Consider the following 15889-nt stretch of genomic DNA (forward strand, 5'->3'; position numbering starts at 1 on the left):
ACGCTTAGTCCTGCTTCTCTTCATCGACACCTTTCTCCATGGCTTTCCAAGCTAACGTGGCACATTTAATTCGAGCCGGAAACTTGGAAACTCCCTGGAGTGCTTCGATATCACCGAGGTCGATATCTTCTTCCTCAATATCGTTCCCCTGCATGATTTCTGAGAACAGCTTAGACATTTTTAATGCGTCGTCTACGGACTTTCCTTTGATCGCCTGGGTCATCATGGAAGCAGAGGAGAGGCTGATGGAACAACCCTCTCCATCGAACTTGGCATCCTTTACAAGCCCGTTATCGATCAACAACTGCAGTTGGATACGATCCCCGCATGTTGGGTTATTCATATCCACAATCATCGGATTACCTTCGATAGATCCGCGGTTACGAGGGTTCTTGTAATGGTCCATGATCACTTGGCGATAGAGTGTATCTAAGTTATTAAAAGACATCGCCAAAATACTCCTTTGTTGTTTGTAGTCCTTCAACGAGTCGGTCTATTTCTTCTTCAGTATTATACAGGTAGAAGCTGGCACGAGCCGTCGCTGATACATCGAGCCACCTCATCAGAGGCTGGGCACAATGGTGACCGGCTCGTACAGCGATTCCTTCTGCATCCAATACCGTTGCGAGGTCATGAGGGTGTACGTCGCTTAAATTGAACGTAACGAGACCTGCGCGGTGTTCCGGACCGTAGATGGTAAGTCCGTCCACTGTTTTCATGCGATCTTGAGCATAGGCAGCAAGCCTTTCCTCATGTGCAAGAATGTTATCCATGCCGATATCGGTAAGAAAATCAATGGCAGCACCCAGTCCGACAGCACCTGCGATAATCGGCGTTCCGCCTTCAAACTTCCACGGAAGCTCTTTCCACGTGGAGTCGTACAAGTTTACGAAATCGATCATTTCGCCTCCGAACTCCACAGGCTCCATAGCGTTAAGAAGCGCCTTCTTCCCGTAGAGAACACCAATACCTGTAGGGCCTCCCATTTTATGACCGGAAAAGGCATAGAAGTCAGCATCCAGATCCTGAACGTCGACACGCATGTGCGGCACACTTTGGGCACCATCAATAAGGATGACGGCTCCCTGCTCGTGGGCCATACGAGCGATCTCTTTCACTGGATTGATGGTACCAAGCACGTTGGAAACGTGTACGATGGCAACGATTTTCGTATTGGAAGTGATCGTTTGTTTCGCATCTTCCAAACGAATGGTGCCATCCGGTTGTAGCGGCATGTATTTCAAGGTCGCACCAGTTTCTTTAGCAATTTGCTGCCAAGGAATGATGTTACTGTGGTGCTCCATGGGTGTGATGACGATTTCGTCACCTTCCCCAAGGTTGCTCCTGCCGTAACTTGCGGCGACTGTATTAATGGCTGTCGTTGTTCCTCTTGTGAATATCACTTCCTGCGTACTGGAAGCATTAATGAAGCGCCTGACCTTTTCCCTTGCGCCTTCATATTCATCCGTCGCTTTTGTGCCAAGGGTATGAACGCCCCGGTGCACATTGGAATTGTAGCCTCTGTAATATTCGTTCAACTTCTCGATCACTTTCAGTGGCTTCTGAGAGGTTGCTGCAGAGTCCAAATACACGAGCGGATGACCGTTGACTTCCTGATGCAGAATAGGAAATTCCTCGCGTATGGCTTTGACATCCATGTTAATTTACTTTCCTTTCAATCACTTGCTGAAGTTGACGCTTCACAGCTTCTACAGGCAGCTGGTTTACCACCGGTGCAAGGAACCCGTGAATGATCAAACGCTCCGCTTCGAATTTGGAAATTCCGCGGCTCATCAAGTAATACAACTGCATAGGATCTACGCGGCCAACGGAAGCTGCGTGTCCTGCCGTTACATCATCTTCATCAATCAAAAGAATAGGGTTGGCATCTCCACGGGCATCTTTACTGAGCATAAGGACACGTGACTCCTGCTCTGCGTTGGATTTGCTGGCTCCGTGTTCAATCTTACCAATTCCGTTAAAAATAGCGGATGCTTTATCCTTCATCACTCCGTGCTGAAGAATGTAGCCGTCTGAACCTTTACCGAAGTGTGTGATGTTTGCTGTAAAGTTCTGCTTCTGATCTCCGCGGCCGATTGCTACCGTTTTGGCATTGGAGTGGGAGTTATCACCAATCAGGTGGGTGATATTTTCGGAGACAGTATCCCCTTCATTCATTTGACCCAACGCCCACTCAATGACGGCATCCCGATAGGCAACACCGCGGCGGTTTGCATAAACGGTTGTTCCTTTGTCGAAGTTATCCACTGCACCATACGATACTTTCGCACCGTCCTTGGCAATAACTTCCGCTACAATATTAGCAGATGTCTTCTCTTCTTTATTATGAGAGATGTAGTTCTCCACATACGTAACAGAGCTGTTTTCTTCAGCAACGACAAGAATGTGATTGATTAAGGAAGCTTTTTGGTCTTCCTGCCAGAAAATAGCTTGAATCGGTTCTTCAATCTGTACGTTTTTGGGTACATAAAGGAAGATACCGCCGTTCATTAGCGCTGCATGAAGGGCTGTCAAACGGTGCTCATCGACGTGCACCGCATCATTCATATAATACTTTTCCACGAGCTCTCCGTGTTCGCGCAGAGCTGTAGCGATGTCTGTAAAGATAACTCCCTGTTCTTTCAGGTTTTCATCAATCGCAGCATAAGCCACTGTATGATTACGCTGAATGACAAGGTTTTTAGGCGCTTTGTCCTGATCCATGAAATCTTTTATCTCCACCGGAAGTTCATCGAGCGCACCGATCGTTTCACTTGTTACGTGATGATCGAACTCGGTGAAGTTCCATTTAGAGATATTTGTCTTATCCGGCTTAGGAAGCGGAAGTGATTCTGATTTCTCCAAGGCGCTAAGGCGCAGGTTCTTCATCCATTCCGGTTCCTGAAGACCGTTAGAGAATTTTGTGACATAATCTTTGTCGTATGGTAGTGAGACTTCTACTGTCATGATTACCCTCCTATCTTGATTACGCTTTTTGACCGATTGTTTCGTCTTCGATACCAAGCTCCTGCTTGATCCAGTCGTATCCTTCTTCCTCAAGACGCTGGGAAAGTTCAGGACCACCTGATTTGACGACACGGCCTTGCATCATAACGTGTACTTTGTCTGGTGTGATATAGTTCAACAGACGCTGATAGTGGGTAATGATCAGGCAGCCGAAGGAATCATTACGCATTTCGTTAATACCTTTGGCAACAACTTTCAGTGCATCAATATCTAGACCGGAGTCAATTTCATCAAGGATGGCGATTGCCGGTTGGATCATCATAAGCTGCAGAATCTCGTTGCGCTTCTTCTCTCCGCCGGAGAATCCTTCATTCAAGTAACGCTGCGCCATGTTTTTATCCATTTCCAGCGTATCCATCTTACCGTCCATATCTTTAATGAACTTCATCAGGGAAATTTCGTCGCCCTCTTCTCGGTGTGCGTTGATTGCAGAACGAAGGAAGTCAGAGTTCGTTACACCGCTGATTTCGCTCGGATACTGCATGGCAAGGAAAAGACCTGCTTGAGCACGCTCGTCTACTTCCATCTCCAGAACGTTTTCACCGTCAAGAAGAATTTCACCTTTGGTTACTTCGTATTTAGGGTGTCCCATAATTGCGGAAGCCAATGTGGATTTACCTGTTCCGTTTGGTCCCATGACCGCGTGGAATTCACCACCGTTGATTGTTAAGTTCACACCTTTTAGGATTTCCTGACCTTCAATTTCAACATGAAGATCTTTAATTTCTAACGTTGATCCTGCCATAATGAATACCTCCAGTATCTATTATTATCGAATGTCCTGGTTGATAGGGATCAAAGAACCATTCTCATTTTATTCTCATTACAATCTTATATCATTTAGTATTTGTTATCAACATTTTCCTACTATTGATAATATAGAAGGAACGGACATCCTGAATGACATATTCCCCTCGGTTTCTACATTATTATAACATGAAAAAATCAGGTGACTAAACGGCACCTGATTCCATACTTTCTCATCTATGGAGTTGACGGTCGACCTGTGCGATTATCTTCTTGCTCTCTTCAAAATTACGCTGACGCTGCTCTTCCACCTTCATCCTTGTATCGAGCTTCCTACTGTACTCGGCATAGCTCATATTATGAGCCTGGTGCATGGCTTTTTCCATATCAGCAGTATAATGGAGCTGTAAATCGTCACTAATAATAAATCAACCCTTTCAAGTTATTTGCATTTCCAGATTATCACAAAACGATACCCGGAATAAAATCCTGCCAAACCTTATTTCCGGCCATGACAAAGCAAATGTTCCAATGAAAGCGTTTATTTTTATTTCAGATGGTCATTTATTCAACATTGGTATCCATTGTTGGATTGTCCCATCAATTGACGTTTGTGGACAAATCTTTATAGGCATCCTGGACAAGCGTAACGGCTTGACTCAGAGCAGCACCGCCACCAAAAGCCGCGGCAACCCCGCACGCTTCCAGAACCTCTTTCTCAGAAGCGCCTTGGTCGACACATCCTTTTGTATGATAAATCATGCAATATTCGTCCTGGGCCACGATGCTGATTCCGAGGGCAATCAACTGCTTCTGCTTTTGAGAAATCTCGCCCTCCTTAAAGCACTCTTCCGTAAACTGACTGAATTGATGAGCTACTTCAGGCATATGCTCCTTGAACAAGCCCATTCCTTCCTTATAATCGTGTAAGTATGTTTCTGTCCATGTTCTATTGTTTTCCTCCATGCGTATAACCTCCCAATAAAATAAGTGACTGCGGTTATTATCCCCGCAGCCACTCGTTTTATCCGTTATTCGCTGTCTTCCTTCACAGGTACGACGGCACCATCATATTCTTCTTCAATAAACGTTTGAATCTCATCAGAATGAAGCACCTCAACCAATTTCTTCAACGCTTCATTGTCTTTATCATCGCTGTTAGCTGCAATCACGTTCACATACGGGGAATCCGGACTTTCCAAGATTAGAGAATCTTCTTGTGGATCCAGGCCTGCTTCAATGGCATAGTTCGTGTTGATTGCTACAAGAACTTCTTCTTCCCGCTTATACGTTTCCGGAAGGTTGGCTGCATCTACACCGGAATCGAATTTGATATTTTTAGGGTTTTCCACGATATCATCCACCTGGGCATCGACTTTCTCCACGTTTTCGTCAAGCTTGATCAGGCCTTCACGCTCCAAGAGGGCAAGGATTCGTCCATGGTCGGATATAGAGCGGCTCATGACGAGTGTCGTTCCGTCCTCTACATCTTTGATATCATCATATTTCTGTGAATAGATCCCCATAGGCTCAATGTGGATGCCGCCAAGGTTCACGAAATCGTAGCCGTTATCTTTCTCCTGCAGTTCCATGTAGGGAATCGTCTGGAAGTAGTTCGCATCGATGTCCCCATCGTCCAAAGCTTTATTTGGAAGGATATAATCCTGGTACGTATCGATTGTCAGCGTAATGCCTTCCTCTTCAAGAAGCGGCTTAGCTTCTTCCAATATTTCTGCGTGAGGAATACTAGTAGCCCCCACCTTAATTTCATTTGAATCACCGGATTCTTCATCAGAAGAACCACAGGCGGACAGGACAGCAACGCACAATAATGCCAGTAAACCAAGTGACCATTTTTTCATAAGTATTTTCCTCCTAAGGTTGTTTTATCTTTTATCCAATCGACGGGAAATGAAATCCCCGATGAATTGGAAGATGAATACGAGCAGAATGATTAATACAGTACAGACGAATACGACGTCGAAATCACTGCGCTGGAAGCCATAAAAGTACGCGAAGTCCCCAAGACCTCCTGCACCGATCGCTCCGGCTACAGCCGTATAGCCGACAAGGGCGATGGCTGTAACAGTAATACCCGAAATCAAAGCTGGCATCGATTCCGGAAGCAGCACCTTGAAGATGATGGTGGAGTATTTCGCCCCCATCGATTTTGCCGCTTCCACCACTCCTTTATCCACTTCCTTCAATGCAATTTCTACAAGACGTGCATAGAACGGAGCACCACCGATGATCAATGCCGGAAGCGCAGCCTGCGGTCCACGGATTGTCCCGATAAGGAAGTCGGTGAAAGGGAAAAGCAACAGAATCAAAATGATGAAAGGTATGGCCCGGAATACGTTGACGACCGAAGCTGTTATACCATTTAAAATCTTGTTCTGCCATAAACCTCCCGGAGAAGTGAGGTACAACAGAAGCCCGAGCAGTAAGCCGAGGATAAACGTCCCGATCACAGATATGATAGTCATATATAATGTCTCATTCGTCGCCGTGATCATATCTTCCATTCTTACGTTTGGAAACAGTTGATTAAACATTCGGATTCACCTCCACTTCTACGGATGTAGATTGAATATAGGAGATGGCCCGCTGCCTCTCACTTTCTTCCCCTTCCAATTGCACGAACAAAGTACCATACGCCCCTTTTTGTGTTTGGGTGATCTTCCCGTGAAGGATATTGACATCCAGCGCAAATTCTCTGGAGATCTCACTGATCAATGCCTGATTCGTACTTTCTCCTACAAAGTGGAGCCGGACGATTTCACCAGACGAATAATGGTCTTTGATCAACTGGAGAGAGTTCTCTTTATCGGGATCTCCCATTACTTGATCAACAAACTTCTTCGTCACCGGTTTTTGTGGACGAAGGAAAACATCGAGCACGTCCCCATGTTCTACAATCTTCCCCTCTTCCATCACCGCTACCTGATGGCATATTTTTCGAATGACGTGCATTTCATGAGTAATCAGCACGATGGTCAACCCAAACTTTTCGTTGATATCAACGAGGAGGTCGAGAATCGAGTCCGTCGTCTCCGGGTCTAAAGCAGATGTCGCTTCATCGCACAGCAGGACCTTCGGGTTGTTGGCAAGGGCCCGGGCGATTCCGACCCGCTGCTTCTGCCCTCCACTCAATTGGGACGGATATGAATTCCCCCTGCCTGACAGGCCGACAAGATCGATGAGTTCATTGACACGCTTCTTCCTGTCTTCTTTCGGTATCCCTGCTATTTCTAATGGAAATGCGATGTTATCAAAGACGGTACGGGACCACAGGAGATTAAAGTGCTGGAAGATCATCCCGATGTCCTGTCTTGCCACCCGCAATTTATTCTTGCTTAAAGTGGTTAAGTCCTGATCATCGACGATAATACTTCCCTCCGTCGGGTCTTCCAGTCTGTTCAGCAGCCGGATAAACGTACTTTTCCCTGCACCACTGTATCCGATAACGCCATAGATTTCTCCTTTATTGATCGTGACGCTGAGGTCATCCACCGCACGTACTTCACGATCTTTGGTCTGAAAAATCTTCGATAGACCTTTGATAGTAATCATGATGTTTCCCTCCTGACAAAAAAAGCGCTTCTCTGTTCAGGAGAACAGAAAAGCGCACATCTATTGTATTCGCTCTGTTCTCTCATCTCCCAGAATTATAACTCTGCAGGATTTGGCACCTTGTCAAGCGTACGCTTGCCGGTTGCCGGGCATCATAGGGCCAGTCCCTCCGCCTCTCTGGATAAGAGATTCGCTTATTCGCATGTATAATTTTAATAGCACAAGATGGATTGTAGCATCGCACCAAAATTGTGTCAACTGGAAATATTCCGTTTTTCAGAAAAATAAGTCGTTTCCATGTGCCTCTCATTGGTCGAAGGACTCGGACAATATGTGGTAGCATGTTGCTGTAAGCTTAGTCCAATCACATAAAGGAGCCGCAGATATGAAACAAAAAGCACCCGACTTCGAATTACCGTTTATAAATAAACAAGGAACTTATCAACTAAGAGAAGATAAAGGAAAAGCCGTCGTTCTGACCTTCTGGGCATCCTGGTGCCCGGATTGCGGAAGGGATCTTCCTTTGAAGGAACAGCTATATCAGAACGCAGATAAAGAAAAAGTAAAAATGCTGACGATCAATGTCACAGGGCGGGAAAGAAGTCCGGAAGCGGGCATCGCTTACACGAAAGAATTCCTCACTCAGCCGACCCTTGCCGATAAGGACAGGACCGTATATGACCTGTTCGGATGCAGAGGAGTACCCTCAACGGTCATCATCGATCAGAACGGGTTTATCCACGAAGCGTTTGGTGATCAAGCTTCCTTTCTCGATATCGCACAGTCCTTGGGAAGAATCATTTAGCAAGAAACATCAGGGATTCCAAATAAAGCACATCAGAGAAGGAGCCGTGAATTCGGATGAGGGAGTCGTCCATCGCCGTCAGCCTTTCCCTGCCGGCAAGCAGATCCTCCATCACAGAATCTTCCACATGGATACAAAGCGTGCCATCATCCGTTCTTTGCACATCAGGACATATCCCCGCCGGAGTGATGAGGAAAGTAAATAAATTATTCTTGGACTGAAAAGCTACATGGATCTCTCTTTCCCGCCAAGATGGAATCAGATCGTTCCTATGGTTCACTTTCTCTATCCAAGTCTTCATCATTTCCACCATCCTAAAACGCCCCCTTTGCTTAGACATTCTTGCAAAGGGGGCGTTTTTCCTGTTTACCAACAAGGCTTTCCTTCGTCATTTCCCGGGAAATTAGCTTATTGTTTTACATATTCAGCTGTTTGTTCATACATATGAGGGACCGATTGAAACGCATACACCTTTTTGACGATTTGTTCGTTCTTCATGATTAAAAGGCATGGAACACTCTCAATTTGAAAACGCTCCATAGCGGAAGGGTTCAAGGAAGCATTCACTTTTATGAATACTTCCTCGTTATACAATTCTTCCAACGTCCTCAGCATCTTTTCTGCTAAATGACAGGTAGCACAAAAAGGGCTGTGAATGAACGACAACGTGTATCGGTCCTGCTTCGACTGCTCGGTCCACTCCTGTGAGTCAAGTTCCTGCACAAGCTTCCTCCTAAATCAGATAAATGGACTTCACTTGAAAATGGTGGTTCAACAATGCTCGGGCGAGCTCCTGTTCAGGCGTGGCTGCTACTTCCCGGAAGGCTTTATCGATATAAATATGCTCGGCGTGCGGAAGCTCTTCGGTCAACTGCTTCCTTAGTTTGTAGCCCGAATCGTCTTCATCCACTAAAATATATACCCTGCGATCATCCAGGTTGTGGTTGAAAATCATCTCCTCCATCCGCTCGATTCCTAAGGTGCCGTACGTGCAGATGATTTCCACTTCTTCATCCAGCACTTTCTTCAGTTTCTTCTTGTCGGTTATCCCTTCGACAATGACGATTCGCTCTCCATCCATCTGCATCACCTTCTATAAAGAAACAGACCATGCCGGAAGAGACATGGTCTGAACATGATTAAGATCCAACGCGATCATGTCAGACAAGCGCCTGTTCCCACCTGTCCGTACTGAAATAATTAATCTTCGTTGATCATTTCCTTGTATTGTTCCGGAGACATTAGTTTGTCTATTTCAGAAGAGTCATTCGGCTCTACGACAACCATCCATGCCTTTTCATAAGGAGACTCATTGACGAATTCCGGGCTGTCTTCCAGATCTTCGTTCACTTCTACTACTTTACCGCTTACCGGAGCATATAATTCAGAAACGGTTTTAACGGATTCCACACTGCCGAACGGCTCGTCCGCTTCCAGCTCATCTCCCACTTCCGGAAGTTCAACGAATACGATGTCGCCAAGCTCTGCTTGTGCAAAGTCAGTGATGCCGATACGTACTTTTTCTCCTTCGTCTTTCACCCATTCGTGTTCTTCAGAATAACGTAGTTCTTTTGGTAAGCTCATGTAAGAATACCTCCACAATCAAATTATATTTTGTTTATTTTATTACCATAAAAGCAAGAATGCCTTTATTTCCACACATCTGCTCACGGAAGCCAGTTTTCTTCAAACTCTTCCGCTTTGAAGCCGACGGTGACCCGGGTGCCGTCTGTTACAACAGGCCGTTTGATGAGCATGCCGTCAGAAGCGAGCCATTGAATCATCGTATCTTCATCTGCGTCTTTCAGCTTTTCTTTCATGTTCTGCTCTCTATACTTTTTCCCGCTCGTGTTAAAGAACTTCTTGGCAGGTTTTCCGCTTTTAGAGACCAGGTCTTTCAATTGCTCTTCTGAAGGTGGCTCTTCGACAATATGTACAGCTTTATAGTCCACCCCGTTTTCATCGAACCACTTTTTTGCCTTTTTACAGGTTCCGCAGTTCGGATACCAATAGAAGGTTACAGTCATACAAAACGCTCCTTCCTTCTTATTGTATTTTATTCTATCACATTGCCAGGTTATATTTCATGGTGATTTTTTTGCACAAATGAAAAGAACCCTGCACTTCCATCGATCAAGGAAGAACAGGGCGCCTTCTTCACGCAGTTTATACGATATATTTTTCTGCTTCGATCAGAGCTTTAGCAATTTCCCGTTTCTTGGCGATGACATTTGTAGGAGTGTAACGGGTAAGTTTTCGCAGTGCCCCAAGCATCATTCGTAAAGAATCCCCACTGTCTGCAGCGATCAGTGTTTCCTTAGCATGTGCTTCTAGACGGTTGAACGCTTCCTGCACATAAACTTGCGTGTACAACAACTTTTGTTTACTATTCTCTTCTCCTACTTTATCCATCGCTTTTTCTGTTCGGAGAACGGCAGATTCCATATTGTATACCTCTCCGACCATATCAGCAATATTCACAAGAACTTCCTGCTCACTTTCCAGCTTCTCCCCAAACTTCTGAGCAGCAACGCCGGCAGCAAGAAGACCGATTTTCTTAGCATTGGCAACCAGATATTTCTCTTGAGCAAGTGGTTCTGTGCCAGGCTCTTCCGGCATCATCGTCATGATTTCTTCCTGCAGCTTCTGTGCTTTCTGAAGCAGCGGCAGTTCACCTTTCATCGCTTTTTTCAGCAGCGTACCGGGAACAATCATCCGGTTGATCTCGTTGGTTCCTTCAAAAATACGGTTGATCCTTGAATCCCGGTAAATCCGCTCTACTTCATACTCAGCCATAAAGCCATACCCGCCGTGAATTTGTACCGCTTCATCAACGGCAAAGTCCAGCAGTTCCGTCGCGAACACTTTGTTCAAGGAGCATTCAATAGCATACTCTGCAATGACCTTCGCTACAGCGGCACCATCCTTCAATTCCTCATCTGATAGTTTGCCCATGCTTTGTTCAAAGAGTCCAACCGTCCTGTACACAGAGCTTTCATTTGCATACGTATTCGCAGCGACGGAGGCGATTTTTTCCTGGATCAACGGGAAACTTGAGATCGGCGTTTTAAACTGCTTCCGCTGTTTAGCGTAAGTGACAGATAACTCGACGGCCCGTTTCGCTCCTCCTACCCCTCCGATTGCCAGTTTGTAGCGACCGACGTTAAGGATGTTGAAAGCGATGACGTGTCCGCGCCCTACTTCTCCGAGAACATTCTCTACCGGGACCTCTGCATCCTCAAGAATCAGTGTTCGTGTAGAAGAACTCTTGATTCCCATCTTTTTCTCTTCCGCCCCCGTTGAGACACCTTTGTAATCTCTTTCGACGATAAACGCAGTAAATTTATCTCCATCGATCTTGGCATAGACAACAAACACATCGGCAAAGGCCGAGTTTGTGATCCATTGCTTCTCTCCATTTAAAATATAATGCGTTCCTGCTTCATTCAACTTGGCCGTCGTTTTCGCTCCGAGGGCGTCGGATCCGGAGCCCGGCTCCGTCAAAGCATATGCTGCAATTTTATCGCCTACAGCCAGTGCAGGAAGGTACTTTTGCTTCTGGTCGTCGTTACCGAAGAACACGATTGGAAGGGATCCAATCCCCACGTGAGCCCCGTGTGTAATGGAAAAGCCGCCGGCTCTTGCAAACTTTTCTGTAATAAGGGAGGAACTGATTTTATCAAGCTGTAACCCTCCGTATTCTTCCGGGACATCGGCACCAAGCAAACCGAGTTCACCGGCCTTCTTCAATAGAGCTACGGAATGTTCAAACTCGTGATTTTCAAGTTGATCAATTTTCGGAACGACTTCTCCTACTACAAAATCTTCCGTCGTCTTAGCAATCATCAAATGTTCATCCGTAAAATCCTCCGGCGTGATGATATCTTCCGCTTTCAAGTCCTCTACTACAAATCCGCCACCTTTAATCATCTCTTTCAAATCGCTCATTTTTAAAGCCTCCCTGATTATATTAATTCGAATACGCCGGCAGCACCCATACCTCCACCGATACACATCGTGACAACACCGAACTGTTCGTTTCTCCTTTTCATTTCATGTATCAGACTGAGCGTCAGTTTCGTTCCGGTACATCCGAGTGGGTGACCGAGAGCGATCGCTCCTCCGTTTACATTCACCTTCTCCGGATCGAGGTCGAGTGCGCGAATCACACGAAGAGATTGCGAAGCAAACGCTTCATTCAATTCAAACAATCCAATATCAGCTATGGATAAGCCTGCCATCTTCAAAGCCTTCGGTACCGCTTCCACCGGTCCTACCCCCATAATTTCAGGTTCGACCCCGGCAACGGCAAAAGACCGGAACTTCACTAATGGCTGCAACCCTTCGCTTTCTGCTTTTTCTCTATCCATCAGCAGCACGGAAGCCGCACCATCACTCATTTGTGAGGAATTCCCTGCCGTGACGGACCTTTTGACAGAGAAAGCGGGCTTCAGTTTTCCGAGTACTTCGGCGGTCGTGCCTGGACGAACTCCTTCATCCACCGAGAAAGTTCTAGTCGTTTCCTTAACTTTGAAATCACTGCCGAGCTCACGATTCATCACCTCTACAGGCACGATCTCATCCGTAAATTTACCTTCTTCTACTGCCTTAGCCGCTCTTGCATGACTTTGGACGGCGAAAGCGTCCTGATCTTCCCTGGAAATATCGAAACGGTTCGCCACTTCTTCTGCGGTATGACCCATGGACATGTAATATTCCGGTGCGTTTTCCACAAGTTTGACGTTCGGTTTAATGACATGGCCGCCCATCGGAATGAGACTCATGGACTCTGCACCACCAGCAAGTGCAGTGTCGTGATGACCGAGCATGATTTTTTCGGCTGCATAGGCGACACTTTGAAGCCCTGAAGAGCAGTAACGATTTATGGTAATTGCCGGCACTTCATGGGAGAGACCGGCAAGGCCCGCTATGTTTCGCGCCATATTCATCCCCTGTTCTGCTTCCGGCATGGCGCATCCGATAATCAAATCATCGATGTTGCCCTCATAGTTGTTGGCACGCCTTAATGTTTCTTTAATGGTAAGTGCAGCAAGATCGTCAGGACGTGTAAAGGCAAGCGAGCCTTTTTTTGCAAGGCCGACAGGTGTTCGTGCACCTGCAACAATAACAGCTTCTCTCACGGTTCCTTCCCCCTTTTTAAACGATTAGTTACGCAGTGGTTTACCTTTCATAAGCATATGCTGCATTCTTGCCTGCGATTTCGGTTCTCCGACGAGGCTTAGGAATGCTTCTCTTTCAAGGTCCAATAAATATTGCTCATCTACAAGTGTGCCTTCTTTCAGCCGGCCGCCGGCCAGGACGTTCGCCAGTTTTTCCGCAATCTTCAAATCATGTTCACTTGCATAGCCGCTTAACAACAGCGACTTTGCACCAAGCAGCATCGTTGCGTACCCCTGTTCACCCGCAACCGGAACCTTCGTCCGTTTTGGAGCTGTATATCCCGCCCCGGCAAGACCAAGTACTTTCTCTTTCGCATCGTGGATCAAGTGATCCCCATTTGGACTAATGGCATCCATCTGATCAAGGAATCCATTTTCCTTCGCTTCTTCTCCGGAGGTCGACACCTTCGCCATGGCGATTTTTTCAAACACACTTACAGCGACCTTCTGTAAATCGACGGCAACATCTTTCGGAATACTTCGCAGTTGTTTCATGTAAAGTTCTTTATTTCCACCACCGCCCGGAATCAGTCCGACTCCCGTTTCCACCAGTCCCATATAGGTTTCTGAAGATGCCTGGATGGCAGAAGCCGGCAGACATACTTCCGCTCCTCCTCCAAGTGTCATACCGAATGGTGCTGCAACGACCGGTTTATCGGAATACTTCAGTCTCATCATACTGTCCTGAAAATTCTTCACGACCATTTCGATTTCGAAGAAGTTAAAGTCCTGGGCTTCCATCAGGATCATTCCAAGGTTGGCACCAACGCAGAAGTTCTTCCCTTGGTTTCCAAGGACAAGACCCTCGAAATTTTTGTCAACCTCTTCCACTGCATAATTGATCATCTGGACAATATCCGGCCCGATCGAATTGCTTTGAGAGTGGAATTCGAGACCTGCCACTCCGTCTCCCAAATCAATCAGACTCGCACCGGCATTCTTTTTAATAACGTTTTTTCCCTCTTTCAGGCGCTTTAAATGAATGTTCTTCTTGTTGAAGGACTGCTGGATGTAGTTTCCTTCGTGATAAAAGTAAACGTTTCCATTTTCCTGTTTGTAAAAGCTCTCCTTACCTTCCTTAATCATGGCTTCGACCCAACCTGGAACTGCATCTCCTTCGTCCTTCATCCGCTTCACCGATGTTTCGAGTCCGATGGCGTCCCAAAGTTCAAACGGTCCCAATTCCCATCCGAATCCCCACTTCATCGCTTTATCAATCGCAACGATATCATCTGCAATTTCACCAGCCAATTGAGCAGAATAGATAAGCACCGGCTTCAAGACAGACCAAACAAGATCTCCAGCCCGGTCATCATTGGCTGCTACCAGTGTCTTTAACTTTCTGCGGGTGCCTTTTTCCTGTTTGGCAGCCTCCGTTGCTCTCGTTTTCAATTTCGCCCTCGGTTCGTAATCCATCGTCTGAGGATTGAGCTGCAGGATTTCTCCTTTTTGCTTTAAAAAGAATCCTTGGCCACTCTTAGATCCGAGCCAGCCTTTGTCAAGCATCTGTTTCATAAAGGCCGGTATTTCAAACGCCTGCTTCTCTTCTCCATCCACTTGATCGTAAACATTCTTCGCCACATGAGCGAACGTATCAAGACCGACGACATCCAACGTTCGGAACGTTGCGCTTTTCGGACGACCGATCAGCGGGCCCGTGACCGAGTCCACTTCCCCGACACTGTACCCTTTTTCAAGCATCTGCTGGACGGTGATCAAAAGTCCGTATGTTCCGATGCGGTTGGCGATGAAGTTCGGTGTATCTTTCGCTTCCACTACGCCTTTACCAAGCACATCTTCTCCAAACGTTTTCATGAACTGTAGAACTTCCGGATCCGTATCCTTTGTCGGGATGACTTCGAGCAGCTTTAAATAACGAGGCGGATTGAAGAAATGCGTTCCTAAAAAGTGGCTTCGAAAATCTTCACTGCAGTCTTCCGCCATGGCTTCAATGGATATTCCCGAAGTGTTTGAACTGACAATTGCCCCCTGTTTTCTAAACCGGTCCACATCAGCAAGGACCTTCTTCTTGATATCCAGATTTTCAACGACGACTTCAACTACCCAGTCCACGTCAGCAATCCTATTTAAATCGTCTTCAAAATTACCTATTTCAATTAAATCCATGTTACGCTTACTCGTCAGTGGTGCCGGTTTATGCTTCAACAGTTTCTGTTTATTATCAGATGAAATCCGATTGCGGACCGTACGATCTTCCAACGTCAACCCACGATTTTTCTCCGCTTCTGTCAGTTCCTTAGGAGCCATATCGAGCATAAGTGTCGGGATACCTATGTTAGCCAGATGAGCGGCAATACCTGCCCCCATTACTCCTGAACCGAGCACGGCTGCTCGTTTGATTTTATGAGCCATTCCTAATCCCCCTGTCATTTTGAATGAACAGTCATTCATTTTAGAATCAAAAAAATAAGTACGACAAAATCGTATCTATGTATAATATAAAATATTTTCAGATATTTCGCAATCCTTTTGTCGTAAAAAAGGACAAGATCTTCCAATTGAGGACAAGGGCGGCTCCAGTCTCCCCATCAAACCG

The 15889-nt window shown here is 46.1% G+C and carries 17 protein-coding genes and 1 riboswitch; of the genes, 1 reads left to right on the forward strand and 16 read right to left on the reverse strand.

What is annotated here, in order from left to right:
- Positions 1–4: 4 nt before the first annotated feature.
- The 8 genes from sufU to M662_RS13990 all read right to left on the reverse strand — a co-directional run bounded on the left by sufU (position 5) and on the right by M662_RS13990 (position 7347).
- The gene (sufU, locus tag M662_RS13955) at positions 5–448 is read right to left on the reverse strand and encodes a Fe-S cluster assembly sulfur transfer protein SufU (RefSeq protein ID WP_008635737.1); all 444 of its coding nucleotides are present in this window, start codon (positions 446–448) and stop codon (positions 5–7) included.
- Positions 438–1658, reverse strand: coding sequence for a cysteine desulfurase (locus tag M662_RS13960; protein WP_008635738.1), 1221 nt, complete (start codon positions 1656–1658; stop codon positions 438–440). The genes sufU and M662_RS13960 overlap by 11 nt, the downstream gene beginning before the upstream one ends.
- A 1-nt stretch (position 1659) precedes the next feature.
- Complete coding sequence (gene sufD, locus M662_RS13965; RefSeq protein ID WP_008635741.1) at positions 1660–2967, reverse strand: Fe-S cluster assembly protein SufD; 1308 nt, start codon at positions 2965–2967, stop codon at positions 1660–1662.
- 19 nt (positions 2968–2986) lie between these two features.
- The gene (gene sufC, locus M662_RS13970; protein WP_008635743.1) at positions 2987–3772 is read right to left on the reverse strand and encodes a Fe-S cluster assembly ATPase SufC; all 786 of its coding nucleotides are present in this window, start codon (positions 3770–3772) and stop codon (positions 2987–2989) included.
- Between the two features lie 602 nt (positions 3773–4374).
- Positions 4375–4740 (reverse strand): carboxymuconolactone decarboxylase family protein, encoded by a 366-nt coding sequence (locus M662_RS13975; RefSeq protein WP_008635747.1) that lies wholly within the window; start codon positions 4738–4740, stop codon positions 4375–4377.
- A 65-nt stretch (positions 4741–4805) separates the two neighbouring features.
- Complete coding sequence (locus M662_RS13980) at positions 4806–5636, reverse strand: MetQ/NlpA family ABC transporter substrate-binding protein (protein ID WP_026578263.1); 831 nt, start codon at positions 5634–5636, stop codon at positions 4806–4808.
- Positions 5637–5660: 24 nt separating this feature from the next.
- A complete protein-coding gene (locus M662_RS13985) occupies positions 5661–6329 on the reverse strand; it encodes a methionine ABC transporter permease (protein ID WP_008635749.1) in 669 nt (222 codons plus the stop codon).
- Positions 6322–7347 (reverse strand): methionine ABC transporter ATP-binding protein, encoded by a 1026-nt coding sequence (locus tag M662_RS13990; protein WP_026578262.1) that lies wholly within the window; start codon positions 7345–7347, stop codon positions 6322–6324. Before M662_RS13990 ends, M662_RS13985 begins: the two co-directional genes overlap by 8 nt.
- Before the next feature lie 79 nt (positions 7348–7426).
- A riboswitch (SAM riboswitch) is annotated at positions 7427–7535 on the reverse strand.
- Positions 7536–7732: 197 nt separating this feature from the next.
- Between M662_RS13990 and M662_RS13995 the strand changes: the two genes are divergently transcribed.
- Entirely contained in the window at positions 7733–8152 is a 420-nt protein-coding gene (locus tag M662_RS13995) for a TlpA family protein disulfide reductase (RefSeq protein WP_026578261.1), read from the forward strand.
- On the opposite strand, the gene M662_RS14000 is transcribed toward M662_RS13995, so the two are convergent.
- The 8 genes from M662_RS14000 to M662_RS14035 all read right to left on the reverse strand — a co-directional run bounded on the left by M662_RS14000 (position 8145) and on the right by M662_RS14035 (position 15705).
- The gene (locus tag M662_RS14000) at positions 8145–8456 is read right to left on the reverse strand and encodes a hypothetical protein (protein WP_152522219.1); all 312 of its coding nucleotides are present in this window, start codon (positions 8454–8456) and stop codon (positions 8145–8147) included. The two genes, M662_RS13995 and M662_RS14000, sit on opposite strands and share 8 nt — an antisense overlap.
- A gap of 104 nt (positions 8457–8560) precedes the next feature.
- The gene (locus tag M662_RS14005) at positions 8561–8875 is read right to left on the reverse strand and encodes a thioredoxin family protein (protein WP_008635753.1); all 315 of its coding nucleotides are present in this window, start codon (positions 8873–8875) and stop codon (positions 8561–8563) included.
- Positions 8876–8885: 10 nt separating this feature from the next.
- Complete coding sequence (locus tag M662_RS14010; protein WP_008635754.1) at positions 8886–9233, reverse strand: toprim domain-containing protein; 348 nt, start codon at positions 9231–9233, stop codon at positions 8886–8888.
- Positions 9234–9352: 119 nt separating this feature from the next.
- Positions 9353–9736: a glycine cleavage system protein GcvH gene (gene gcvH, locus M662_RS14015; protein WP_008635756.1), complete on the reverse strand. Its 384-nt coding sequence runs from the start codon at positions 9734–9736 to the stop codon at positions 9353–9355.
- Between the two features lie 83 nt (positions 9737–9819).
- Entirely contained in the window at positions 9820–10179 is a 360-nt protein-coding gene (locus tag M662_RS14020) for an arsenate reductase family protein (RefSeq protein ID WP_008635757.1), read from the reverse strand.
- Between the two features lie 139 nt (positions 10180–10318).
- Positions 10319–12100 (reverse strand): acyl-CoA dehydrogenase family protein, encoded by a 1782-nt coding sequence (locus tag M662_RS14025; protein ID WP_008635758.1) that lies wholly within the window; start codon positions 12098–12100, stop codon positions 10319–10321.
- 17 nt (positions 12101–12117) lie between these two features.
- Positions 12118–13293: an acetyl-CoA C-acetyltransferase gene (locus tag M662_RS14030; RefSeq protein WP_026578259.1), complete on the reverse strand. Its 1176-nt coding sequence runs from the start codon at positions 13291–13293 to the stop codon at positions 12118–12120.
- A gap of 24 nt (positions 13294–13317) precedes the next feature.
- Complete coding sequence (locus M662_RS14035; protein ID WP_026578258.1) at positions 13318–15705, reverse strand: 3-hydroxyacyl-CoA dehydrogenase/enoyl-CoA hydratase family protein; 2388 nt, start codon at positions 15703–15705, stop codon at positions 13318–13320.
- Positions 15706–15889 lie beyond the last annotated feature (184 nt).

The sequence above is a fragment of the Bacillus sp. SB49 genome (assembly GCF_000469135.2).
Lineage (GTDB): Bacteria > Bacillota > Bacilli > Bacillales > Halobacillaceae > Halobacillus.